Here is a 24,287-nt window from a genome sequence, read left to right on the forward strand (position 1 = left end):
ATAGTCAAACCAGGGAGAGGTCTTTTTATCTTTGGGAAAGTTTGCAACGAACTGGCTCCCCTTCTTCCTTATTTAAAACAATCCCTCCGATTCAGCGAATTTCCGCAAACGTGGTATACATTGGCGCTGATAAAAACTGCTTAACGTCGGAATTGACAAGCTAAACTCCTCAGATAATTCTTTCCAGCTAACTTCAGGGGGTAGGCGTTTAAGAATTAACACCTGACAATTCACATCTGGTCGTCCTTTAATACAAGTACGGCGCAGTTCTCCTTCAGAATCGGTCTGAGCCCATGTTTCCAAGTCTTCCAGAATGGGAGGTGCCTGGGGGCTAGCTGGGAGATTATCTACAGGATCGATTGTTTCGCTTGTTCCACCCGATGTAGACTGACGAACCCGAAGCGGCACTGTTGTGGCTTGTTCGCGGTTCTGGTTAATGTAAAAGTCTTGTAGTCTACGTTTTAGGTAAGCATTTAGCCAGGTGATGATACTCCCATAGTTGGGGTCATAGATTTGACCAGTCAAGCCATCACAAACATTGCGGCAGAAATACAACCAAGTTTGTTGTAGTGCATCTTGATAGTAGGGAGTACCTTCCCTCCAGAGTCTATTTGCTGTCAAGCGAATAATTTGCGTGAGCAGCTTCTGACGCTGAGGACTTCCAAGTGGGTGTCCACAGGCTTCGGTAACTAAGCGGCGTAGCTGTTCATCGAATTGAACCATGACAATCTTGAGGCAGAAAGCAAGAATATCTTAGTATTGCGTATAACAACGCCACAAAAAATTACCTTTCATCAAGATATTAGGAATTGGGAATGGTTTAATAATCAATAGTCCTTCTTCCCCTGCTCCCCCTGCTCTCTTCCCCCTGCTCCCTGCTCTCTTACTTCTTCCCCAGTCCGAAGTCGCCTCAATATAATCCCAGCCAAGAAAATAAATTTTCCCACCAGGAATATGTCAGATTACCAACACTCAGCTTCATCTTGTTGCGAATGTCTTGGATCTTCCAGTTTGTGAGTTTAGCCAGAGTTTGCGCCTCTTGTTCAAAACGCTTGGGCAAAGACCGCTTATACTCTCTACCCGCCTGACATTTGAGTTCTCCTTGGAACGGATGTTGTAAAACATAACGCCCTTGGAAAAATTCACTGTTAGCAGTTTGTTGGAATATCAAGTCTTCAGGGAATTTGTCGCGGGTGTAGCGGACATGCAACCGGGAGATGAAGACGCTAGTTCTCGGAAAGGGACGACGAAAGCTTGGGGATACTGGCACATCACTTGGAGAATTATCATCTAGCCAAAATACGCCTGCTTGCTTAAGCTCATCTGGGGTTAGAGGCTCGGCAGAACAGGGATCGCAACTACCCATATTCCAAGCGTATTCTAAAAAACCAACTTTCTTGTCTTCTTTGGTGTAGGCAGTTTGAAACATTGATTTGTAGAAGTCAGCAAATTCATCTTTGACAAATAAGGGAACATTTGTGTCGGAGGGGATTTTCACCGTCCGGTAGTTAGTGATTTCTGCCTGTCCTTGGGGTGAAAGGATGTAGACAATCAAATCCTGCTCTGTCGTGGCATTGATCATGCCTAAACGAATTGGCAGCATGAACTTAGGAGACTCGTAGGAAATTTGTAGCGGACGAAGGAACTGGTAGCCAGATTTTTCGAATTTATCTAAGTTGACTTTGGCAACAAAGAATTTCATTGAGGAGCGGATGTAAGGTTTTAGTAACTGTTTCGCACCTCTGGGGATTTTGTAGCCATTGCGTTTGAGCCAAGTTTCTAGTCCGCCAGATTCTTTAGCACTAAGGATCAAGATGTCGTATTCACCAACGTTGAAACGTGCTTCGACTGTTACACCCAAACTAGCATCACTGCTTCTCTTACGCGCTGACTCATTGCTTGCTGCTGGCGCTGGTGCTGCTGATAACTCTTGGGGGTAAACTGGGGCACAAGGATCTGGATCAAAATATTCAACCAATCGCGGCGCACTAAAAGCATCTAAGCGTTCGATAATCTTAGTTTCAGTCACACGAACTTGTTCTTTTTGCAGCACTGTTGGTACTGGTACTACCATTGCAAAATCTTTGACTTCGCCTTGAAAATCGTTTGCCATTGTTAGGACGGTGCGATCGCCATCTCGTGCTATCACCACCTGAGAAGCTTTGTTATACAGTTTTGTATCAGCTTTAGCTACATAAAATCCACAAAATGCCCAAGCTGCTGGTGCAAAGCAGAAAACAGCTACAATTGCCAACAATAATGGCGTTAAAAGCCGAAAAAACTTCATTATTTTATACCTCTATTTTTTTAATGTTGAGAGACGTTACATTGCAACGTCTCTACATCTGTTTCTCTTTCTTGCCAAGAAAACCTTGGGGCTAACCACAGAACATCTAACAGGATGGTCAATGGTGCAAAAGCAAACAGCGCCCAGAAAACTGCTGTGGAAATAAAGAAATAATTCCGCAGGATAAAAGTTAATCCGGCGATGCAGATTGCCCAAACTACACGCCCAATTCGGGAATTGGGGATCGATCGCGGATCTGTAATCATAAATAGGGCAAACAGCAGCAAAGATCCACTCATCAATCGGTGCCAGTAAACATCCCAAGTCCAACCCAGCCAAAGATTGCGAATCGCCTCTAGTAAGGAGTAGGAACCCAAAAAAGCTGCTGTGGTGTCCCAGCGACCAACGCGCTGCAAAATCATGCCGCCAGTACCGGCAAATAATAGCCCATACCACCACTCTTCACCCCATTGTCCCGGCGAAACCCAAGCATCGGGGGTCAAAAGCAAGGCAGATATGATGCCAAAATTGGTGGGATTAAAGAAATGCTTATCGCCGACTTGGAAGATAAATTTGCTAGCGATCGCAATTGCTGCGGCTATTGCCATTGTCGTCCAGCAATCAGCCCGCAATAACAGTCCCAGTCCTAGAGAGGTAATTAAAGCACTCCGAAGATTTGCCATTTGTTCTTTGCCAGTAACTAATGACAATATCCATTGGGTTGCTAGACTTGTGGCGATCGCTACCCCAATTAACTCTGGCCGCAGCGTCCAATCTCTTGTACCAATTCCCAATACTAGGAACAAGCCGAGAAATAGAATTTGATAATCTCGTATATCTTTGAGCAACATTAATCCTTCAATTCCGGGATTACCCGTAGATTTGTCATCAATCTAGACGAGTGCTAGCTCAAATAGTAATGCTGTTACAGATTTTGTTACAAAACTGACTTACCAGATGTAGATTTAATACAGTTTGGATAAGCATTTTTCACTTTCCTTGTGGTCTGGAGAAAGGGAAAGGGTTAAAGGGTAAAGGATGTATTCAAAATCTTTCCCCTGTTCCCAAACCGTATTGGATGTAGATTACCATTTAAGGACTTATGGTTGATTGCCAGAAGCGATGCCAAATAGCCCGTCGCAGACATCGCAGTTTCGCAAGCAACACCTATAAAAAGTTGTCAGCAGCGGATAAACGCAAATGCAGCTAGCTCCTCTATTCCCAATTTTCTATCGCATTCTCCAACCGAGTTTTCCCAATTGCCTTTGGGGTGGAAATCCCCATACTAAAGCGATCGCATTAACGTTTGATGATGGGCCCCATCCTCAATACACACCAGAAGTTTTGGCAGTATTGGATCGCTACAATATTACAGCTAGTTTTTTTTGGTTGGGTGTTTGCGTCAACCGTTCACCAGCGATCGCCAAAGCTGTTAGCGATCGCGGCCACTGGATCGGATTGCATGGCTACGATCATCGTTCTTTTCCCATGCTTTCCCTCAATGAATTGAAGGGCAGTTTAGAAAAAACCCAAGTTGCCATCTACAATGCCTGCAATCTACAACCTGAACAAGTACGGGATGTCCGTCCCCCCAATGGTTTATTTACACCTGCTACTTTAAAATTGTTTTCGCAGTGGAATTACCGTTCAGTTATGTGGAGCGTTGTACCAGAAGATTGGGTACGACCGGGTATCACCACTGTGGTAGAGCGAATTATGCAGCAGGTCAAAAATGGTTCACTGATTGTCTTGCATGATGGTGCTTGCGGTGGACAAGATGTTGCTGCCACAATCCAAATTCTTATTCCGCAACTGCTACAACAAGGTTATGAGTTTGTAACTGTTGATACTCTGTGGCAGCAAGCTAAGACTGACTAAAGTACTAGCTTGTCAAGTTAAATAAAACGTAAAGAAGTTACCTGAATTCATCCATTTTCTAGTTAGGAATATCAGCCTTTGGCGGCTGATATCCCAGTGGCTGATGTTAGTTTTTAGAGTTGATGTGAGGCTAGAAAAGCTTCAACTTCAGCATCTGTTGGTTGGGAAGCGATCGCACCTGGTTTAATGGTAGTCAATGCCCCAACAGCACTGGCATAAGTGACGATGCGTTTTGCAGTTTCAGCATCTCGCAAGCTGTGGATGCCGTAATGACTCAACTGGTGGATAAATCCTGCCAAAAAGCTATCTCCTGCACCAGTGGTATCAACTACGGGGATGGAAAAGGAAGGTAATTTGCCTTCGTTCTCACCCAGACAGTAGGTACAACCGTTTTCACCATCTGTTACTAATACTCCTTCAATTGAAGCCAAGCGGTAAGTAATGGCTCCAGGATCTGCGGTTTCAAATAGCCATTCAGCTTCTTCTTTGGAGAGTTTGAGGAAATCTACTCGCTTAAATAATTCTGGAATTTTTTGATGAGCGATTTTTGGCTCGTCCCAAAATACAGGCCGCCAATTGATATCTAGAACAATCTTCAGATCGTAATGTTCTGCTAACTCTAGGGCGCGGTAAATTGCCTGTTCACTTTCAGGATAGGCTAATTCCAAAGTACCCAAAACCAGAAAATCTGCCTCTTGAAACAGCGCATCTGGCAATTGTTTGGCTTGCAGGCGAGTATCGGCAAATTCTGCGGTGTCATACTGACCAAATCCGGCGAAGGTGCGATCGCCAGCCAGATCCCGTGTAACATAAACCTGCCGCGTTGGTGCTGTAGGGTGGCGTTGTACCCCCGTCGTATCTACACCTACATCTTGTAATAGCTTGACCAGTGCATTTCCTGGTTCATCTTCACCAACGGCTCCGATAAATCCTGCTGTCGTCCCCAGCTTGACTAAAGCACAGGCTACGTTAGCTGGTGCCCCTCCTGGATAGGGAGTCCAGGATTTAACTTCTTCCAGCTTTAACCCTAATTGATCGGCTAAACAATCAAACAAAATTTCACCGAGGCACAAAACACGGGAATTGCTCATTTCATTTTAGATTTGAGATTTCGATTTTGGATTAAGAATTTCCAGTATAAAATCTACAACAATTATTGCTAATTTGTCGCCAGTTCTTCATAGAATTAAATAGCATTTTTTACTACTCCATAACATCTATATGCTTCTAATTACCGCCGAAATTATCTAAATATTTATACTAAAGTTTAAATAAAAACAAGTGCTGTATAATACTTATATATTGTCATGATTTATATTCTTGCCAACTTGAAATCAAAAGAAAATATTGACAATAGTGTTACTGCTAATACTTGAAACCCCTACCAACAAAAGAATCTTCTAGAATTAGAAAGAGTGATTAAGTAGATATACCAAAGGAGGATAGAAATAGTCATGGCTGGTGGCAAGTCTGAGACCCCCGTTAGTCTGTCAGACAGAGAACTGCAAATTATCGACCTAGTGGCCGCTGGCTTAACTAACCAAGAGATTGCAGGTAAACTGGAGATTAGCAAGCGTACAGTTGATAACCATATCAGCAATATTCTGACCAAGACCGAGACCGAAAATCGAGTAGCTCTTGTCCGCTGGGCCTTACAGTGGGGCAAAGTCTGCTTAAATGATGTCAATTGCTGTCTTCTCCCTAACCAGATCGAATAAACAATTTACTAGTAGCAACGTAATTGCTATGGTCTGGTAGAATTGCAAGCCAATTTTGAGGTTAACTGATTGTTTCCCTCCTCACGCCTAAGTTTTCAGTGTGAACGCTCTACCAAAAGTTCCGAGTCCTTCACTCAGCCGGAGTTTATGTTAGTGGAGCCAGCTGACCTTCGGACTCGGAAACATATAACAAAGAATCCTTTCCACATTCAACAAAACAGATGTAGGACTGGAGAAGAAGTGAGGGAGCAGGGAGCAAGGAAGAATTTTCCCCTCAGCAAGAGCAGCACCCTGGTCCTCTGCCTCTTTTCAATGCCCAATGCCCCATACTTGATACCCAAACTCAACAATCAACCACAAAAATTAGCAACAATTCAGTGGTGCAAGCGTTACATTTGAGAGAAATCTATATTGCTCCATCGGCTTGGAGAGCGGTGTTCAAATGAATACTTCTGCTTCTTTTCAGGGTGGCTCGTCTCCCTTTGATTTTTTTAACTTTGATTTTAGGGCACCTGTATCTGAGAAAGTTCCCAACCCAGAATACCGTCCCTTAGACTTTCCCCAACCCACACAAGATGCTGACCTACTCAGGCAGCTATCATTTATACCAGGGTTGAAAGAAATTTTGATGATCCGGCAGGTTCACGCCTTAGAACACGCTACTGTTTGGGTTCTTAGTGATTCACAAAGTGGCCAACCTGCTAAAGGAAAAGCTACTAACGTTCAACCAGATAACGAACTATTAGGCGGTTTGTCTACTGAGCATGGATTTTACCTTTATGGTGAAGTAAATATTAGTGATTTGCGGCGTGCGGTAGCACTTGCTCGACATCGCCTCACCAATGGAGAATGGGATTTAGCTGTACATCCCCGTTGCGGCACAAATTTATCAGTAGCAATGCTCTTAACAGCTGGACTAGCTGTTGGTGTACATCTATTATTACCATTTCGACCAATCGAGCAACTTATAGGTTTGGGGTTAGCAGCGACGACAGCTGCTGAACTCGCACCTGATTTAGGTTTTATGGCGCAGCGTTACCTAACAACTGCCATTCCTTTTAATCTAGCAATTGAAAATATTACCCGTACACGCGACGTTTGGGGGCGTGAGGCACATTTTGTTAAAGTGGGTTGGCAAGAATGAGAGGGAGCAGGGGAGCAGGGGGGCAGGGAGGATAAGGGGAGAATTATTCAAGTTTCTCCCTTGTCTACCCCCTCTTCCTTGTCTCCTATGTCTCTTCTCAATGCCCAATTCCTAATGCCCTAATAAAATTATGAGAAAACTTTACTTCTTACTGCCCGGTACAGATGGCAAATTTGCCTGTGGTGGTCTTTGGGCTGAGTTAAAAACACTTAATCTGGCTCAGAATTTCTGTAGTGCTGATGTTGTAACTTACCGTCAGCGAGAAAAAGATAAGCTTTTTATTGACGATTTACTAAAAGAGAAAAATTTAAATGATGTAATTTTTGTAATTAGTTGGGGATTTGATATAGCTCAACTCGTGGCTAAACTTAAGCAATACAATGTGGTTTACCATGCACATAGTCCAGGTTATCCATTTAGACTACCTGCGAGTATTCCGATTGTTACTGTTAGCCGCTATACAATGGGATATTGGGGAGAAAAATCACCTAATTCTCTGATTTATTATTTGCCCAATCAAATTTCTGATGAGTTTCAAAATTTAGGTCTGGAACGGGATATTGATGTTTTAGTCCAGGCTCGAAAATCTTCTGAGTATTTAATTAAAGAATTGATTCCAGCGTTGCAAAAACGTTGTAAAGTATTGGTTGTTGATTCATACATAGAGGATTTACCTGCATTATTTAACCGAGCTAAGGTTTACCTCTATGATTCGGCTGAGTACTGGGCACAACAGGGCGTTAGTGAAGGATTTGGTCTACAACCAATGGAAGCTCTTGCCTGTGGCTGTCAAGTATTTTCTAGTGTTAACGGAGGACTGGCAGATTACTTAGATCCTGGATTTAATTGCTATAAGATTGCTGGATATTCCCAAGAATATGATGTGCAACGTATTCTGAAAGTGATTAATTCTTCAGCAGCTTTTAGTTTATCTGAAGAATTAATCACTGAGCATCGGACTGAAAATATTATTAAGCGTTTCCAAGTTATTCTGGATGAGTTAAATGAGTTTTTCGATCACAAGATCCAACAGCCATCTAATATTAAGAGTTTGACGAGTATACGTATGGCAAAATTACTCGCTCAGAGGATATATGGGAAGCTGAAGAAGAAATATTTTAAGTAATAGAAACGCACCGCAGAGGCGCACAGATCACAGAGAGAAGAGAGGAAATTGAATGAGTCGGCGGTTATTAGTTACTGGGGGTGCGGGGTTTATTGGGGCGAATTTTGTCCATCACTGGTGTCAGGTTTATCCAGATGACCGTGTGGTGGTGTTGGATGCGCTTACATACGCGGGGAATCGTCTGAATTTGGCGGTGGTTGAGGGAAGAGAGAATTTTCGGTTTGTGCAGGGGGATATTTGCGATCGCACCATTGTAGACAACCTATTATCAACCGAAAATATAGATACTATCGCCCATTTTGCTGCTGAATCTCATGTCGATCGTTCGATTCTTGGGCCGGCGGCTTTTGTGCAAACTAATGTGGTGGGAACTTTCACGCTGCTGGAAGCTTTTCGCCAATATTGGGAGGCTAAAGCACAGCCATCTGATTATCGTTTCCTACACGTTTCGACTGATGAAGTCTACGGTAGTTTGGGCCCAGATGATGCAGCTTTTTCGGAAACTACACCTTATGCTCCTAATAGTCCTTATTCAGCTTCCAAAGCTGGTAGCGATCACTTAGTGCGTGCTTATTATCATACTTATAAACTTCCTACCATTATTACAAATTGCTCTAATAATTACGGGCCTTATCAATTCCCCGAAAAGCTAATTCCCCTGATGTGTATCAACACTTTAATAGGTAAACCATTACCTGTTTATGGCGATGGGAAAAATGTGCGGGATTGGCTTTATGTGGTCGATCATTGTCGTGCTTTGGATGTGGTAATCAATCATGGTCAACCAGGGGAAACCTACAATATTGGTGGCAACAATGAGGTGGAAAATCTCAACCTGGTGCAGCTTTTGTGTCAGATGATGGATGAATTAGCATCTGATTTACCAGTACGTCCAGCAAAGGAGTTGATTACTTTTGTCAAGGATAGACAGGGACACGATCGGAGATATGCAATTAATGCGAACAAAATTAAAACTCAGCTTGGTTGGACACCTTCTGTAACGATTGCTGAGGGTTTACGTTTAACAGTTGAATGGTATCTCAATCATCGTGATTGGTGGGAACCTCTGCTGTCTGCGGAATATCAAGCTTACTATCGCAAAAATTATCTCATTCCCACAATTTCTCTAGATAATGACTATCCTTGAATATAAGGGAATCAGATCGGCGTAAACTGCCAGCAGGTGTAAGATGCTGCAACCAGAACAGATATTACAAGATCGTTATCAAATCCAACACCAACTTGGTAACAATGGAATTCGTCAAACTTGGCTTGCAAAGGATTTACTAGCCTCTGATGGCGAAAATTCGACCGTTGTGGTCAAACTTTTAGCCTTTGGCGGTACTATACAGTGGGATGATTTAAAACTTTTTGAGAGGGAAGCACAAATTCTTAAAACAATAAATCATCCCCGCATTCCTAGATATATAGATTATTTTTGTATAGACGATCGCACTCTCTGGTTTGGCTTAATACAACAATATATTCCTGGTGAGTCGCTTAAAGAAAAACTTGCTCTTGGCAAAAGGTTTACTGAAAAGCGAGCGAGAAAAATCGCTGGTGAGATTTTAAATATTCTCATGTATTTACATGAGTTAAACCCAGGGGTGTTACATAGAGATATAAAACCGAGTAATTTAATATGGGGCGAAGATAATCGGATTTATTTAGTTGATTTTGGCGCAGTACAAGATAAAGCGGCAAGAGAAGGCGTTACTTTCACCGTTGTGGGTACTTATGGTTATGCCCCAATGGAACAATTTGGTGGTCGAGCAGTTCCAGCTTCCGACCTTTATGCACTGGGTGCGACTCTGATTCATTTGCTTACTGGGACTTGCCCCTCTGATTTACCTCAGCAGGATTTGCGACTGCAATTTGCAGACCGAGTTAATCTCAGTCCTAGTTTTGCCAGTTGGCTACAAAAGTTAATAGAACCCGCTCCCGAACAACGATTTCCTGATGCCCGCCAAGCGCTGAATGCTCTCAAATCTGGTCTGGCTGTGAAATCTGCAAACAGAAGTCAGCTTTTACCACTAAGAGAAATAATTAACAATTCTGGATGCGGCATAAGTAATCAAAATGAAACAGTCCCAGAGGAAATTCTCGGTTGGAACTGGGGCGCATTTCTCATGCCTTGGTTGTGGATGTGGCCGAATCAGGTATGGTATGGGCTATTCTGTTTTGTACCACATGGTTGGTGGTTAATGGCGATCGCACTCGGTGCCAAAGGAAATGAATGGGCTTGGAAAAGTAGACAGTGGCGTAGTATTGAACAATTCAAAGCCCATCAAAGAGGCTGGGCGATCGCTGGTATTCTCATTGGAGCGCCTATTAGTATTATGCTCTGGGTTCGAGCGATCGCTTTGCTCAAAGCTGCATTTTAGTTGGGAATTGAGAATGGGGAACTTGGAATGGGGAATGGGGAACTTGTACTGAGCGCAGTCGAAGTATGGGGAATGGGGAATGGGACTAATGAGAAATTACTTCTTTCCCTTCTGCTCCCTGCCCCCTGCCCCTTTTCCCCTCTGCTTCCTTCTAACTACTAACTTGCGATTCAACTACACCCACGGGACAAGAAACATTTGTCCCTCCTAAACCACAATACCCATTAGGATTTTTAGCCAGGTATTGCTGATGGTAAGCTTCGGCGTAATAGAATTCTGGTGCATCTAAGATTTCTGTAGTAATCTTGCCATAACCTGCATCGTTGAGAGCTTGCTGATAAGCTTCTCGTGATGCTTCTGCTAGCTGCTTTTGGCTTTCAGAATATACATAAATTCCCGAACGGTATTGAGTGCCAGCATCATTACCTTGGCGCATCCCTTGGGTAGGATTGTGGCTTTCCCAAAAGACTTTGAGCAGTTCAGAATAACTAATTACTTTGGGATCAAACACAACCAACACCACTTCATTGTGACCTGTTCGCCCACTACATACCTCTTCATAAGTGGGGTTGGGTGTAAATCCAGCAGCGTAACCCACTGCGGTGGTGTAAACTCCTTTAAGCTGCCAGAATTTGCGTTCTGCACCCCAAAAACAGCCCAAGCCAAAAATTGCCTTCTCTAATCCATCGGGATAAGGAGCTTTTAACGGATTCTTGTTGACATAATGAGCAGCAGGTACTGACATAGACTGTGCCCTTCCTGACAAAGCTTCTTCTGGTGTGGGCATAACTTGCTTTTTGCCAAATCCGAATAGTGCCATTGATTTTGACTCTGATATATATCTTTACCTTATTTCCTATTGTAAAGATTCTAGCGATCGCTTGGGGTTTTCTCTTAGCCCTGACCGGATTGTGTTGACCTTGTGGCGCTAGTTCATGCTATTCATCAATATGAATACTTTTCAAGAGTAAGTAGCCGTCAGAAGTACTCATGGATAAAATACCAAAAATTGATCGTCAAAGGGAGCATCAAGCGAACGAACGTACTTTTCTAGCTTGGCTACGTACTTCTATTTCATTGATTGGTTTTGGTTTTGCTATTGCGCGATTTGGTATATTTCTGCGCCAGTTGAATCTTGCTATTACTCAACAACAAACTAGGCTAAATCCATTATCCAACTCGGAAAGTTTGGGTCTTGCTTTGGTAATTTTTGGAATTTTGGTTGTTGCATTAGCTGCGTGGCGATACAACCAAGTTTTTTGGCAAATTGAACGAGCAGATTATAAACCAAATAGGCTAATCGTTTGGATTATGGCTGGAGTAGTAATTGTTTTGGGAGTTCTCAGTATTCCTTTGCTCCTAAGGCGCGATCAATTCCTTCCTCGCTCTCCTTTTCCGACTCAACCACAGTCCCGAAATTTCCAAAGTTCAACCCCAAACTTCAATCTTAAAAAGGGGACAATTACTACTAAATACAAACAGATATATTACAACAAGATCCCTGAATTCTTAAAGAAGTCGGCGATCTAAGCCTTGCCAAAGCAAAAGACACTTAATTAGCAGTAGCCTCAGAAATAACTGTTACACAAGCATTGACCAAAGGTAATAACGGCCCTAGTTGCTCTTGTCCATTTACGGCTAAATCGCTGTGACACAAATAAACTCTCTCGGATACACGAGATAGTAAATCTGTCAAAATCCTCCGCAGTCGTTCTTCTTCTGCCAATTTCTCATCTTCTGCTGTCCAAGGTTCGCCTAACCTGTCTTGCAAGAAAAACGGCGCACCAAATAACGTTGCTGCGCCACCTTTGGCCCAAAGAGGCGAACCAGCATCTAGCCAAAAATGCCAACGGTGCGATCGCCTACTAGATCGATATTGAAATATAGTTGCTAAGGTGACGGCCTTTCTCGCTCCACCAATAGGGCGTACAGGGTAAGGGTTGGCGGTAATTGTACCACGTCGCAGTAATTGAATAAATTCGATAATAGTTGTCTGAGGCGTTGTCTCAACTGGGGCAATTTGTCGTAACCTGGTGTCAATTTCCCAGTAGTGTTGGGCGGTTTCTAATAATTCTCGCAGTGCTGCTAACTGTTCGTAGGGGAGATTGCTACCATTCCACAAGAAGCGCTGAATTGCTCTGTCTAAGAGGGAAATGGGACTGGGAATTAACCGCAGTTCTTGTTGCGATCGCTGCTGTTCTAACCACTCTAATATCTCATTGTAGGCTGTAGTAGCCGCATAGCCAATTCTATCCCAGCGCTCGAAGGCTGACACTGGTAGCAAGTTGGGGCGATCGGGATGGGGTACAAAGCAGTAATCTGCTATCAAACCAGCGCGTACCGGATCAATATCTGTAGAGACGCGATTAATCGCGTCTCTACTATAAATGCGATTCATCACGTCTGTAGAGTTTTCTGGTGGTTGTTGCTTTCTACTCAATACAACTAGCATTTCTGCCACGGCATCCCGATCCACGAGGCGGCCCAAGCCGGGATAAACTAGTGCCAGTATGGTGAGTAAGGCGCGAATGACGGGTGAACTAATTAGGGGACGTTGGTCATTGAGCGATTCTACCTGGATGTTTTGCTTGACGAGGATTTCTACTAAAGTATAACGAGCGATCGCATCTAAACCTGGTGCAATAATCGCTACTTCTTCTGCTTGTACTTGCTGCGATTGGATAGCATCAGCAATTACCTCTGCTGTTTGTCGCAGTAGTTGAGCGCGGGAGGTAGTTTGAATGGAATGTACAATCTCAGGTAAACTCACCAACACCATTGGTTCTGTGACTAATTCCACCATCTGTTTAGCTTGTTCTCCCAAAGACTCTGGAGGCGGCTCGCTTAAGATTTCTACCCGACAACGCTTTGCTAACCCTTCTAGATATTTGGGGTCTGCTCCTAATCCCAATCGCACTGCACCGTCGGGATTGTAGCTAAACGCGCCGATCGCGCCTCGATCTAATAGCAATTCAAACAAAAGACGCGCTACGCTAGGATAATCGTCAACATCATCTGCCAATACTGCTTGATAGCGTTTAGTTAGATGCTGTTGGTAGTTGCGATCGCTTAATAAATATTGACTATAGAGTTCGGTAATAATGCCATAAGTTAGTAACCCCCTCTCTAAACACCAGTTACGCCAATCAATGAGCAAAGATGCCAAAAATTCCGGCTCTAAAGTTGTAGTATTCTCCCCCAGACCCCTTGTCAAAATCTGGGCAATATCTTCGCAATGTACACCACTGTAAGCAGCTAATTGCAATAAGTCTAAAATGCGACGCACCAAGCGCGACTCATTCACCCCCGCAACTTGTAAAATTTCTTCGTCTAATTGGGAACGCCAGAGTTTGGTTGCTAACTCTTGTTCCGTTTCTGGTCGCAACCTTACCGGAAACTGGGCCTTCAGGTTCAATGAGTTAATTAGCAACGGCCAAAATAAAATAACTTCATCCTGGAAAAAGCCTAGCGGTGTCTTGGCACGTACCGGATATTTTCCTAATGTGGATGTAACAATTATATCACCCAACTCTCGGCGATTATCATCGTTAGCAGCTAAGACTAAAACTCCTGGCTCTGTTTGTTTAAGATATAAAAATTCGGGTATGCGAACGCCTTTTTTACGTGCTTCCTTCTTAGTATAAAATAATTCAGTATGCTGCTTCTCTGGTTGTACCCAACTACAAAATTGCTCTACCAAGCGAGCCGTCTTACCAGTGCGACTAGTGCCAACAATCCAAACCGAATGAGAAACCACAAACTTTCTCCTTGTAGATTTGCTAATATACCTCGTGGGTTAATTTAAGGTTAAGAATCACCAAATAATGCTGGATGATTGTTTCCAATGAAAAATTCTGTTTTTAGCCAAAAAATCTATTCTTTTTTACTTGCTGCTTATCGATGGTACTTACAGACTCCTGAACGTTCTTTACATGAAGCTTACGATGCAGCATTAAAGATTAAGGAAATAGAAGATAAGCATTTTAGTGGTAATAAAATAGACATTGACTCAGCCACGTACAGTAACAGCGTGATGGATTATTTTGAGTCAGACCTCAACAAGCTTTTAAAAATTGCTAAGATGCGACTGACAGAGTTTAGAGCAAGCCGTTGGTTTTTAAATGAAGAAAATCAAAAAGCTGCTCAAAAAGCTGGTATAGAACATCCCAGTCCTTCTTTGGTTTTGGAAAAGCTAAACTTTATCGATCAAGTTATATCCAAATACACAATAAGTTCAGATCAAATAACTTCTAACGCTTTAGCAGTCAAACCTCCAAATCTACCAATTAACTCTGCCATATCTGATGACAAATTTCTGCTCGTCAATACTCCAACATTACCACCCAAAATACCAACTCAAGACTCAGAGAAAAAATCAAAACCAAAGGGTAAAGTAGATACAACAGGCGTTCTACCCCGTTCTATTTTAAGTACTATCACTCGTCTGCAAGTTGAATTAGATCCTAATTCTGAAAAAGAAGTAATTCAGAATTTTCGTCAAACTCAAAGAAGAACAATAATATCTATCAGGTTTATTTTACTATTAATTATCATACCACTTTTGACGCATCAGATAGCAAAAGCTTTTGTCGTCGGGCCATCTGTTGAGCATTTTAGAAGTAGCGATCAGATGCAGATATTTATCAACTCAGAAATGGAAGAAGAAGCTCTTGAAGAATTAGAAAGATTTGAAGAAAAACTCAAGTTTGAAAATCTCATTATAAATGCTCCTCCACTGTCACCTGAACAGATGGAAGCTAAAATGACAGACAAGGCTGTAGAGCTTGCTAAAGAATTTCGTCAAGAAAGCTCTAATGCGATCAAAAATGTTTTTGCAGATATGTTCTCAGTTGGTGCTTTTATCTGGCTTTTGCTTGTTAGCAAGTCTTCTATTGCTGTAGTTAAAGATTTCTTTGATAATATTGTCTATGGACTTAGTGACAGTGCCAAGGCATTTATTATCATTTTGTTTACCGATATATTTGTCGGTTTCCACTCTCCTCACGGCTGGGAAGTACTCCTAGAAGGTGTATCGCGTCATTGGGGATTACCAGCAAATCGAGATTTTATTTTCTTGTTTATTGCGACATTTCCAGTGATTTTAGATACTATTTTCAAATATTGGATATTCCGATATTTGAACCGGATATCGCCTTCGGCAGTTGCCACTTATCGTAATATGAATGAATAATGTATTGGGAATTGGGAACTAAATTATTTGGTTTTTGAATTTGAGCTAAGTAGGATAATATGAAAAACTTGAATTTTGATGAAAAAGGCACTTGCTGGGTTAGGAAAGTTTAACAAAGTTAGCGCTATCAGCTTACCTGTAGTTTTGTCAATTTTCCTGGTGCGGATGCAATCTTTGGTGCATCAAGAACTCAGTCCGCCAGAATGTCGGTTGAAAAAGTGGGATATACCAGTTTCCTTGACTGGTGAAAATCAAAAAGCACCATTAATTCAGAGACTACCAGTTACTTGTTGTCAAGGTGATACATCTTGCTTGGATGAACTTCTTTATGGAGAAATACCAGACAAAAAGGCGCTATTGAGTGCGATCGCTCGGAGTCTCCAATACTTGCAAACGGCTAATGCTGCGGCTGCTTATCAAAACTATCCAGTGGCGGGGATTACACGCGATCGCGTCTTCAAAAGCTTGAAAAGATTCCGCGAACTTGTCTTGACAACTCATTCTGCAACAGAATTACATCAAGCCATCGAGCGAGAATTTGTTCTTTACCAGTCAGTCGGTAAAGACACTAAAGGTTCTGTTTTATTCACCGCCTATTATGAACCGATTTACGCAGCTAGTCGCGTCCCCACACCAGAATATCGCTATCCTGTTTATCGATTACCTCCTGATTTAAACTCCTGGCCTAAACCTCATCCGACACGAGAAGATTTAGAAGGAGCAGATGGTTTACAAGGCGCAAAAGGAAAATTACGAGGATTAGAGTTGTTTTGGTTTCGCTCACGCCTCGAACCATATCTAGCTCAAATTGAAGGTTCAGCACGACTTCAGCTTCCCAATGGGACTCAGACTGCGATCGGCTATGCCGGTAATAATGCTTATAACTACACAAGTCTGGGTCGAGAATTAGCGAATGATGGCAAATTATCGCTACAAGGTATGACTATGCCAATTATTCTCGACTATTTTCAAAAGCATCCCCAAGAATTAAATATCTATATTCCGCGCGATCGCAGTTTTGTTTTTTTTCAAGAAAATCACGGTGAACCAGCTCAAGGTTCGATCAACGTACCCCTAACAGCAGAGCGTTCCATCGCTACAGATAAATCTCTTATGCCTCCTGGTGCTTTAGCGTTGATTCGCGCTTCTATTCCTTTCGCTAATCCTACCGGAAAACTGGAGGAGCATATCGTTAGCCGCTATGTTCTTGACCAAGATACTGGCGGCGCAATTAAAGGTGCAGGTAGGGTAGATTATTTTTTAGGTACTGGTAAATTAGCAGGCGATCGCGCTGGTATCACAGTCAGTAATGGACAATTATTTTATCTACTACTCAAGTCCAAGAATTAAACCTACTCGCATTTTCATACTAAGAATCCCAACTTTTCTAAAAAAAGCCGGGATTCTTAGCCTTTCGGCGTAAATAAAATATACATTCCAAATTAATGAAACGCTTGGGGTAATTACGAATTACGAATTACGCTTCTATATCCATATCACCATCATCATCATCATGATCGTAAGGAATATCATCAAGGTCGATCATTTCTGAAATTTCTTCTACTTCAGTTAGATACTCAGATTCTTGATGTTCACGCTCGATTAGACGACCAGTTGACTTTAGCCATTCCAAAAGAATAAACTCATTGCTTGTACGAATTACAGGCGCTCGTTGGTTACGAGGTTCTTCACGCAAAGGACTGATAGGCATAAAAAAGACTCACTTTGAATTATGGATCACTGTACAAAAACAAGAAAATTGTACATTTAAGGTTAAAAGGCTCGTTAGGCAAGACTTTTATGAACAAATAAAATATGAACTATTGAGTTTTTTATTCTCTTGTCCGTCTACTTACTTACCATTAAAATGTCTTTGCGTCAGCCTTAATCATAAATCTTAAAGCGGACACAATCTCACAAAGCATTTGGTACCTTGCCGAGAGTTTCATACATATCAGGGGGTAATGCAGACAATCTGTTTGCTACAGCGACTGCATCAGCTAAATTGCTAAATTGGCACCGGACAATCTCTTGTCCATTTCCTGAAGGAAATCGCTTTCTAGCTTTGTTAGATACAGCACAAATAATCGCTAAAGCTTTGGCGAACCCATCTTTTGTTAAGATTGTTTCCTGAGCGAACCCTTCAACAGGGATAAGACAAACCTCAAACCGATAGCCAGGTCTGGGAGAAACGGCTATATCGATATAAGGTTTATCTTCTTTTCTGATTCTGCGTAAATATTTGGCTGTGGAATTAGTATCGTGCAAATCAGTCCCAAGGGCGTAAGTAAAGAAACAATCTTCTGTGAGTGACTCAGGACGGGTAATTATATCCGTTGGCATAAGTTTAAGTACTACTATCCGTATGTATCTGGGTTTGTGACACAGTAAACTTGTCCGTTCTTTTTAGCACATTTTTTGAAAGTGAGAAGTATTAGTTTTACGCCAGGTATTGCAATACAGTTCTACTCACTAAAAATTTCAATTTTTGCAATCCTTAAAGACTCTCATCTTTAAAAGATGAATTTGCAATATAAACTGGCAAAAAACACCTCCAGAAGCAAAGTTTGTAGAGATTTAGATTCGGAGAGGTGTCCACATAGTCAGTTACATGACCGAAAATATTTCTCAACTATTCTATCATAACATAGTTGACGGTTGAACTTTTTCAACTATGTCTGACCCATAGATGCAAGGTCAACAACAGCATTAAGTTGTATTCAATTCCGATTTTTAGATAATTAAAGACACAGAGGGTGAATAGTTAGTGCGATCGCATCATCTTATAAAGTAAGGTGGGCACTGCTTTTAGTTCACTAAAATTTTTATTTTTAGCTTCTCCTCAGTCCCCAACCCCAGATGCTACTATGCAAAAAGGTCAAAGGCGAACAAGCCAAAGTAGTTGTGAGATTCATCCATTGGCAATCCCAAGACTACCTTGTTCATCTTTTTTGGTAGTTATAAACTTCTCAAATTAGGAGGGAACACTCAAATTAACTCGCACAATAACATCGTTAAAATCTTTGTCACCTCCACCAGCTAAATCCTCAAAGCCAAAGGTGTTATTCCCTAACAGACGAATATGATCTACCTTGTCGCTATTAGCACCCAAGAATGGGAAGTAAACTGCTGGATCATTATTAGGATTGCTATCTAAAACAGCATCTGGTCTGCCATTAATGATAATGAATGGTGCAAAGATAGAACCAGGCTCAAAAGTGCCTGTATAACTTGCCGTACCTTGGTTGTTCACCGTCAGGTCAATTCCTGCAACGCGTTGACGTAGTGCGGCTTCAGTATAACCAGCTTGGCCAACAAGAATATCTCCCTTACCATCGCCGTTGGTATCAATACCACCATTTTCATCAGCTACTTTATAAAATCCGACGAAATTATTAAATGCAGCTTCTCGGTTGATTGCAAAATTAGCAGTTACCTGTTGTTCAACATCTCTTAAGTCAATTAATTCTCCTTGTGGTTGACCTTGTAGATTTGTACCCAAAGGTAACGCCTCAGTTGTAGGCTGAATTCTTACGACTAGATTCTGGAAATCATTAGTGCTATTACCAGAACCATCTTTCCAAGCCAAGGAGAACGCATTGTTATCTAAACTCGTAATTTTTTGATTTGAAGGATCAGAAAACAGTACGTCAGTGATTGGTGTAATATTAGTCAGCACATTATCAGTTGTACTATTTTTGACTAAATAAAATCTCAGGTTAGTATCAGATGGTAACTCTAATGAAGCATTGAGAAGATTGTTGCTAAAACCATTGGGTGGATTAGCAATAGCTGAAAGAATTACCTGTCCTCTTTCTAAAGCTTTGCGGGCATAACCTGCTTCGCCCGGAGCAATACCGTCAATTTCGCCTGTAGCATCATCAACAGTATATACACCAAATTCATTCACCAGACTAGAATTACTGCCTGCGATCGCAACTTGCAGTGTTACCGTATCATTCTCACCTTTGATATTAAAGACATCATTACCACTATTTGTAAGTTCTGGAGATTGTGGTTCAGGTTCAGGTTGTGGTTTTGGAGTACCAAAGATAACATAGGTTTGCCCAGCCCCAGGTGCGCCCACAAGCAAGTCATCAGCACCATCATTATTGATATCGCCAGCAGCGCTAACAGAAGTAGCAGAAGAATCAGTAGCATTAATACCGTTGATGGCAAAGCCCTGACTGGAGTCAAGGTTGGAAAGGTCGAGACTTTCACTAAAGCCGTTACTGCTGCCAAATACTACATAGCTTTGCCCAGCACCAGCTAAGGCAAAAGGTGCGCCAATAATCAGGTCAGCAATGTCATCATCGTTGACATCTCCAGCCGCGCTAACTGAGTAGCCTGAGACATCATTGCCATTAATGCCTTTGATAGTAAAGCCGTTGCTGCCGTTGAGGTCTGAGAGGTTGAGACTTTCACTAAAGCCGCTACTGCTGCCAAACACCACATAGCTCTGTCCTGCACCAGAAGCGGTGTTGTATGCACCAATGATTAAATCGTCGATGTCATCATTATTAACGTCTCCAGCATTACTGACTGAGGCACCAAAAAAGTCATTAGCATTGCCATTAATGACAAAACCGTTGCTGCCATTGAGACTAGACAGGTCGAAGTTCGCACTAAAGGCAGTAGTGCTGCCAAAAACCACGTAGCTCTTTCCAGTCCCTTGTGCGCCAATAATTAGGTCGCCAATGCCATCACGGTTAACGTCCCCAGCGCTGCTAACTGAGTTGCCTGATGAGTCGGTGCTGTTGCCATTGATGGCAAAGCCATTGCTGCCGTTAAGATCTGAGAGGTTGAGGCTAGCACTAAATGCACTACTACTACCAAATACTACGTAGCTCTGCCCTCCACCTGAAACGGCACTGGGTGCGCCAATAATTAGGTCGTCAATGTTGTCGCCGTTGATGTCTCCGGCATTACTAACTGATGTGCCTGATGAGTCTGAGATGCCATCTGAGTTGCGCCCATTAATACCGTTAATGACAAAGCCGTTGCTCCCATCCAATGATGAGAGGTCGAGGTTAGCATTGAAGCTGTTACGGCTGCCAAATACTATATAGCTCTGCCCTGCACCCAAAGCTGCACCTGATGCACCGATAATTAGGTCGCCGATGCCGTCATTGTTAATATCCCCAGCATTGCTAACTGATGTGCCTGATGAGTCACTACTACTGCCGTTGATGGTAAAGCCGTTGCTGCCATTGAGGTCTGAGAGGTTGAGGCTGGTATTAAAGCCGTTGGTGCTGCCAAATACTACGTAGCTTTTTCCAGCACCAGGTGCGCCAATAATTAAATCGTCGATGTTGTCGCCGTTGATGTCTCCGGCATTACTGACTGAGTTACCTGATGAGTCACTAGCATTGCCGTTGAGGGTAAAGCCGTTGCTGCCGTTGAGGTCTGAGAGGTTGAATATAACTTGTGGTTGTGGTTGTGGTTCAGGTTCAGGTTGTGGTTTTGGAGTACCAAAGATAACATAGGTTTGCCCAGCCCCAGGTGCGCCCACAAGCAAGTCATCAGCACCATCATTATTGATATCGCCAGCAGCGCTAACAGAAGTAGCAGAAGAATCAGTAGCATTAATACCGTTGATGGCAAAGCCCTGACTGGAGTCAAGGTTGGAAAGGTCGAGACTTTCACTAAAGCCGTTACTGCTGCCAAATACTACATAGCTTTGCCCAGCACCAGCTAAGGCAAAAGGTGCGCCAATAATCAGGTCAGCAATGTCATCATCGTTGACATCTCCAGCCGCGCTAACTGAGTAGCCTGAGACATCATTGCCATTAATGCCTTTGATAGTAAAGCCGTTGCTGCCGTTGAGGTCTGAGAGGTTGAGACTTTCACTAAAGCCGCTACTGCTGCCAAACACCACATAGCTCTGTCCTGCACCAGAAGCGGTGTTGTATGCACCAATGATTAAATCGTCGATGTCATCATTATTAACGTCTCCAGCATTACTGACTGAGGCACCAAAAAAGTCATTAGCATTGCCATTAATGACAAAACCGTTGCTGCCATTGAGACTAGACAGGTCGAAGTTCGCACTAAAGGCAGTAGTGCTGCCAAAAACCACGTAGCTCTTTCCAGTCCCTTGTGCGCCAATAATTAGGTCGCCAATGCCATCACGGTTAACGTCCCCAGCGCTGCTAACTGAGTTGCCTGATGAGTCGGTGCTGTTGCCATTGATGGCAAAGCCATTGCTGCCGTTAAGATCTGAGAGGTTGAGGCTAGCACTAAATGCACTACTACTACCAAATACTACGTAGCTCTGCCCTCCACCTGAAACGGCACTGGGTGCGCCAATAATTAGGTCGTCAATGTTGTCGCCGTTGATGTCTCCGGCATTACTAACTGATGTGCCTGATGAGTCTGAGATGCCATCTGAGTTGCGCCCATTAATACCGTTAATGACAAAGCCGTTGCTCCCATCCAATGATGAGAGGTCGAGGTTAGCATTGAAGCTGTTACGGCTGCCAAATACTATATAGCTCTGCCCTGCACCCAAAGCTGCACCTGATGCACCGATAATTAGGTCGCCGATGCCGTCATTGTTAATATCCCCAGCATTGCTAACTGATGTGCCTGATGAGTCACTACTACTGCCGTTGATGGTAAAGCCGTTGCTGCCATTGAGGTCTGAGAGGTTGAGGCTGGTATTAAAGCCGTTGGTGCTGCCAAATACTACGTAGCTTTTTCCAGCACCAGGTGCGCCAATAATTAAATCGTCGATGTTGTCGCCGTTGATGTCTCCGGCATTACTGACTGAGTTACCTGATGAGTCACTAGCATTGCCGTTGAGGGTAAAGCCGTTGCTGCCGTTGAGGTCTGAGAGGTTGAATATAACTTGTGGTTGTGGTTGTGGTTCAGGTTCAGGTTCAGGTTGTGGTTTTGGAGTACCAAAGATAACATAGGTTTGCCCAGCACCAGGTGCGCCCACAAGCAAGTCGTCAGCACCATCATTGTTAATATCGCCAGCAGCACTAACAGAAGTAGCAGAGGAATCAGTAGCATTAATACCGTTGATGGCAAAGCCCTGACTAGGGTCAAGGTTGGAGAGGTCGAGACTTTCACTAAAGCCGTTACTGCTGCCAAATACTACATAGCTTTGCCCAGCACCAGCTAAGGCAAAAGGTGCGCCAATAATCAGGTCAGCAATGTCATCATCGTTGACATCTCCAGCCGCGCTAACTGAGTAGCCTGAGACATCATTGCCATTAATGCCTTTGATAGTAAAGCCGTTGCTGCCGTTGAGGTCTGAGAGGTTGAGACTTTCACTAAAGCCGCTACTGCTGCCAAACACCACATAGCTCTGTCCTGCACCAGAAGCGGTGTTGTATGCACCAATGATTAAATCGTCGATGTCATCATTATTAACGTCTCCAGCATTACTGACTGAGGCACCAAAAAAGTCATTAGCATTGCCATTAATGACAAAACCGTTGCTGCCATTGAGACTAGACAGGTCGAAGTTCGCACTAAAGGCAGTAGTGCTGCCAAAAACCACGTAGCTCTTTCCAGTCCCTTGTGCGCCAATAATTAGGTCGCCAATGCCATCACGGTTAACGTCCCCAGCGCTGCTAACTGAGTTGCCTGATGAGTCGGTGCTGTTGCCATTGATGGCAAAGCCATTGCTGCCGTTAAGATCTGAGAGGTTGAGGCTAGCACTAAATGCACTACTACTACCAAATACTACGTAGCTCTGCCCTCCACCTGAAACGGCACTGGGTGCGCCAATAATTAGGTCGTCAATGTTGTCGCCGTTGATGTCTCCGGCATTACTAACTGATGTGCCTGATGAGTCTGAGATGCCATCTGAGTTGCGCCCATTAATACCGTTAATGACAAAGCCGTTGCTCCCATCCAATGATGAGAGGTCGAGGTTAGCATTGAAGCTGTTACGGCTGCCAAATACTATATAGCTCTGCCCTGCACCCAAAGCTGCACCTGATGCACCGATAATTAGGTCGCCGATGCCGTCATTGTTAATATCCCCAGCATTGCTAACTGATGTGCCTGATGAGTCACTACTACTGCCGTTGATGGTAAAGCCGTTGCTGCCATTGAGGTCTGAGAGGTTGAGGCTGGTATTAAAGCCGTTGGTGCTGCCAAATACTACGTAGCTTTTTCCAGCACCAGGTGCGCCAATAATTAAATCGTCGATGTTGTCGCCGTTGATGTCTCCGGCATTACTGACTGAGTTACCTGATGAGTCACTAGCATTGCCGTTGAGGGTAAAGCCGTTGTTACCATCTAGGGACGATAGGTTGAATATATCAGCCATGATTTTCTCGTATGTTTTTTATTAGCAATTGATGTAGATGTAAAATTTTTAAACAAATCACATTAGCATTAGTTAAAATCTAGGTTAAGTGAATTAATTGAAAACATTTTGTATTTTTATGACATTCAAATAAATTCCTATTTTTTATAGGAACCATTGTTTTAGAGGCAATTTATTGAATTACCTCTAAAACAATATTTTTCTTACATGAAACTAATGATTCATAAAAGTACCAACAGAATTAACTGTTGAACTTTCTGGCAGGCGGCTAG

General features: G+C 42.9%; 17 protein-coding genes and 1 pseudogene. 9 read left to right on the top strand and 9 right to left on the bottom strand.

Annotated elements, in window-relative coordinates; translation table 11 throughout:
* Positions 1–72: 72 nt before the first annotated feature.
* The 3 genes from NPUN_RS21390 to NPUN_RS21400 all read right to left on the bottom strand — a co-directional run bounded on the left by NPUN_RS21390 (position 73) and on the right by NPUN_RS21400 (position 3,138).
* Positions 73–723: a hypothetical protein gene (locus NPUN_RS21390; RefSeq protein ID WP_012410578.1), complete on the bottom strand. Its 651-nt coding sequence runs from the start codon at positions 721–723 to the stop codon at positions 73–75.
* 187 nt (positions 724–910) lie between these two features.
* Positions 911–2,287 (bottom strand): DUF2330 domain-containing protein, encoded by a 1,377-nt coding sequence (locus NPUN_RS21395; protein ID WP_012410579.1) that lies wholly within the window; start codon positions 2,285–2,287, stop codon positions 911–913.
* Between the two features lie 20 nt (positions 2,288–2,307).
* Positions 2,308–3,138 (bottom strand): RnfABCDGE type electron transport complex subunit D, encoded by an 831-nt coding sequence (locus NPUN_RS21400; RefSeq protein ID WP_012410580.1) that lies wholly within the window; start codon positions 3,136–3,138, stop codon positions 2,308–2,310.
* Between the two features lie 349 nt (positions 3,139–3,487).
* On the opposite strand from NPUN_RS21400, the gene NPUN_RS21405 reads away from it, so the two are divergent.
* On the top strand, positions 3,488–4,165 hold the full coding sequence (locus NPUN_RS21405; protein WP_012410581.1) for a polysaccharide deacetylase family protein: 678 nt from the start codon (positions 3,488–3,490) through the stop codon (positions 4,163–4,165).
* 113 nt (positions 4,166–4,278) lie between these two features.
* On the opposite strand, the gene NPUN_RS21410 is transcribed toward NPUN_RS21405, so the two are convergent.
* Positions 4,279–5,256, bottom strand: coding sequence for a carbohydrate kinase family protein (locus NPUN_RS21410; RefSeq protein WP_012410582.1), 978 nt, complete (start codon positions 5,254–5,256; stop codon positions 4,279–4,281).
* Between the two features lie 363 nt (positions 5,257–5,619).
* Between NPUN_RS21410 and pedR the strand changes: the two genes are divergently transcribed.
* The 5 genes from pedR to NPUN_RS21435 all read left to right on the top strand — a co-directional run bounded on the left by pedR (position 5,620) and on the right by NPUN_RS21435 (position 10,537).
* Positions 5,620–5,883, top strand: a complete 264-nt coding sequence (gene pedR, locus NPUN_RS21415) for a photosynthetic electron transport-dependent transcriptional regulator PedR (RefSeq protein WP_012410583.1) — start codon at positions 5,620–5,622, stop codon at positions 5,881–5,883.
* A gap of 442 nt (positions 5,884–6,325) precedes the next feature.
* Positions 6,326–7,027 carry a DUF6391 domain-containing protein gene (locus NPUN_RS21420; protein WP_012410584.1) on the top strand — a complete coding sequence of 234 codons (702 nt, stop codon included), beginning with the start codon at positions 6,326–6,328 and terminating at the stop codon, positions 7,025–7,027.
* 130 nt (positions 7,028–7,157) lie between these two features.
* On the top strand, positions 7,158–8,153 hold the full coding sequence (locus NPUN_RS21425) for a glycosyltransferase (protein WP_012410585.1): 996 nt from the start codon (positions 7,158–7,160) through the stop codon (positions 8,151–8,153).
* Positions 8,154–8,205: 52 nt separating this feature from the next.
* Positions 8,206–9,300 (top strand): dTDP-glucose 4,6-dehydratase, encoded by a 1,095-nt coding sequence (rfbB, locus tag NPUN_RS21430; protein ID WP_012410586.1) that lies wholly within the window; start codon positions 8,206–8,208, stop codon positions 9,298–9,300.
* Between the two features lie 43 nt (positions 9,301–9,343).
* Positions 9,344–10,537, top strand: a complete 1,194-nt coding sequence (locus NPUN_RS21435) for a serine/threonine protein kinase (protein ID WP_012410587.1) — start codon at positions 9,344–9,346, stop codon at positions 10,535–10,537.
* Positions 10,538–10,688: 151 nt separating this feature from the next.
* Here the strand turns inward: NPUN_RS21435 and msrA are convergent, their stop codons facing one another.
* Positions 10,689–11,357, bottom strand: coding sequence for a peptide-methionine (S)-S-oxide reductase MsrA (gene msrA, locus NPUN_RS21440; protein WP_012410588.1), 669 nt, complete (start codon positions 11,355–11,357; stop codon positions 10,689–10,691).
* 170 nt (positions 11,358–11,527) lie between these two features.
* On the opposite strand from msrA, the pseudogene NPUN_RS21445 reads away from it, so the two are divergent.
* Positions 11,528–11,962, top strand: a pseudogene (locus NPUN_RS21445) (YidH family protein); the annotation flags it as partial.
* Between the two features lie 127 nt (positions 11,963–12,089).
* On the opposite strand, the gene NPUN_RS21450 reads toward NPUN_RS21445, so the two are convergent.
* On the bottom strand, positions 12,090–14,294 hold the full coding sequence (locus tag NPUN_RS21450; protein WP_012410590.1) for a PD-(D/E)XK nuclease family protein: 2,205 nt from the start codon (positions 14,292–14,294) through the stop codon (positions 12,090–12,092).
* Between the two features lie 87 nt (positions 14,295–14,381).
* On the opposite strand from NPUN_RS21450, the gene NPUN_RS21455 reads away from it, so the two are divergent.
* Both NPUN_RS21455 and mltA read left to right on the top strand, forming a co-directional pair.
* Positions 14,382–15,728: a proton extrusion protein PcxA gene (locus NPUN_RS21455; RefSeq protein ID WP_012410591.1), complete on the top strand. Its 1,347-nt coding sequence runs from the start codon at positions 14,382–14,384 to the stop codon at positions 15,726–15,728.
* Positions 15,729–15,806: 78 nt separating this feature from the next.
* Positions 15,807–17,078 (top strand): murein transglycosylase A, encoded by a 1,272-nt coding sequence (gene mltA, locus NPUN_RS21460; RefSeq protein WP_012410592.1) that lies wholly within the window; start codon positions 15,807–15,809, stop codon positions 17,076–17,078.
* Between the two features lie 127 nt (positions 17,079–17,205).
* Here the strand turns inward: mltA and NPUN_RS21465 are convergent, their stop codons facing one another.
* From NPUN_RS21465 to NPUN_RS37840, 3 genes are all read right to left on the bottom strand, one after another.
* Positions 17,206–17,439, bottom strand: coding sequence for a DUF3134 domain-containing protein (locus NPUN_RS21465; RefSeq protein WP_012410593.1), 234 nt, complete (start codon positions 17,437–17,439; stop codon positions 17,206–17,208).
* Positions 17,440–17,642: 203 nt separating this feature from the next.
* On the bottom strand, positions 17,643–18,071 hold the full coding sequence (locus NPUN_RS21470; RefSeq protein WP_012410594.1) for a hypothetical protein: 429 nt from the start codon (positions 18,069–18,071) through the stop codon (positions 17,643–17,645).
* Between the two features lie 631 nt (positions 18,072–18,702).
* Positions 18,703–24,015 carry a DUF4114 domain-containing protein gene (locus tag NPUN_RS37840; protein ID WP_012410595.1) on the bottom strand — a complete coding sequence of 1,771 codons (5,313 nt, stop codon included), beginning with the start codon at positions 24,013–24,015 and terminating at the stop codon, positions 18,703–18,705.
* Positions 24,016–24,287: the final 272 nt, after the last annotated feature.

The organism is Nostoc punctiforme PCC 73102, assembly GCF_000020025.1.
Lineage (GTDB): Bacteria > Cyanobacteriota > Cyanobacteriia > Cyanobacteriales > Nostocaceae > Nostoc > Nostoc punctiforme.

Bases quoted from the DNA above. Each gene is read 5' to 3' on its own strand.
- NPUN_RS21390 (WP_012410578.1), bottom strand. From the start codon at position 723: ATGGTTCAATTCGATGAACAGCTACGCCGCTTAGTTACCGAAGCCTGT.
- NPUN_RS21395 (WP_012410579.1), bottom strand. From the start codon at position 2,287: ATGAAGTTTTTTCGGCTTTTAACGCCATTATTGTTGGCAATTGTAGCT.
- NPUN_RS21400 (WP_012410580.1), bottom strand. From the start codon at position 3,138: ATGTTGCTCAAAGATATACGAGATTATCAAATTCTATTTCTCGGCTTG.
- NPUN_RS21405 (WP_012410581.1), top strand. From the start codon at position 3,488: ATGCAGCTAGCTCCTCTATTCCCAATTTTCTATCGCATTCTCCAACCG.
- NPUN_RS21410 (WP_012410582.1), bottom strand. From the start codon at position 5,256: ATGAGCAATTCCCGTGTTTTGTGCCTCGGTGAAATTTTGTTTGATTGT.
- pedR (WP_012410583.1), top strand. From the start codon at position 5,620: ATGGCTGGTGGCAAGTCTGAGACCCCCGTTAGTCTGTCAGACAGAGAA.
- NPUN_RS21420 (WP_012410584.1), top strand. From the start codon at position 6,326: ATGAATACTTCTGCTTCTTTTCAGGGTGGCTCGTCTCCCTTTGATTTT.
- NPUN_RS21425 (WP_012410585.1), top strand. From the start codon at position 7,158: ATGAGAAAACTTTACTTCTTACTGCCCGGTACAGATGGCAAATTTGCC.
- rfbB (WP_012410586.1), top strand. From the start codon at position 8,206: ATGAGTCGGCGGTTATTAGTTACTGGGGGTGCGGGGTTTATTGGGGCG.
- NPUN_RS21435 (WP_012410587.1), top strand. From the start codon at position 9,344: ATGCTGCAACCAGAACAGATATTACAAGATCGTTATCAAATCCAACAC.
- msrA (WP_012410588.1), bottom strand. From the start codon at position 11,357: ATGGCACTATTCGGATTTGGCAAAAAGCAAGTTATGCCCACACCAGAA.
- NPUN_RS21455 (WP_012410591.1), top strand. From the start codon at position 14,382: ATGAAAAATTCTGTTTTTAGCCAAAAAATCTATTCTTTTTTACTTGCT.
- mltA (WP_012410592.1), top strand. From the start codon at position 15,807: ATGAAAAAGGCACTTGCTGGGTTAGGAAAGTTTAACAAAGTTAGCGCT.
- NPUN_RS21465 (WP_012410593.1), bottom strand. From the start codon at position 17,439: ATGCCTATCAGTCCTTTGCGTGAAGAACCTCGTAACCAACGAGCGCCT.
- NPUN_RS21470 (WP_012410594.1), bottom strand. From the start codon at position 18,071: ATGCCAACGGATATAATTACCCGTCCTGAGTCACTCACAGAAGATTGT.
- NPUN_RS37840 (WP_012410595.1), bottom strand. From the start codon at position 24,015: ATGGCTGATATATTCAACCTATCGTCCCTAGATGGTAACAACGGCTTT.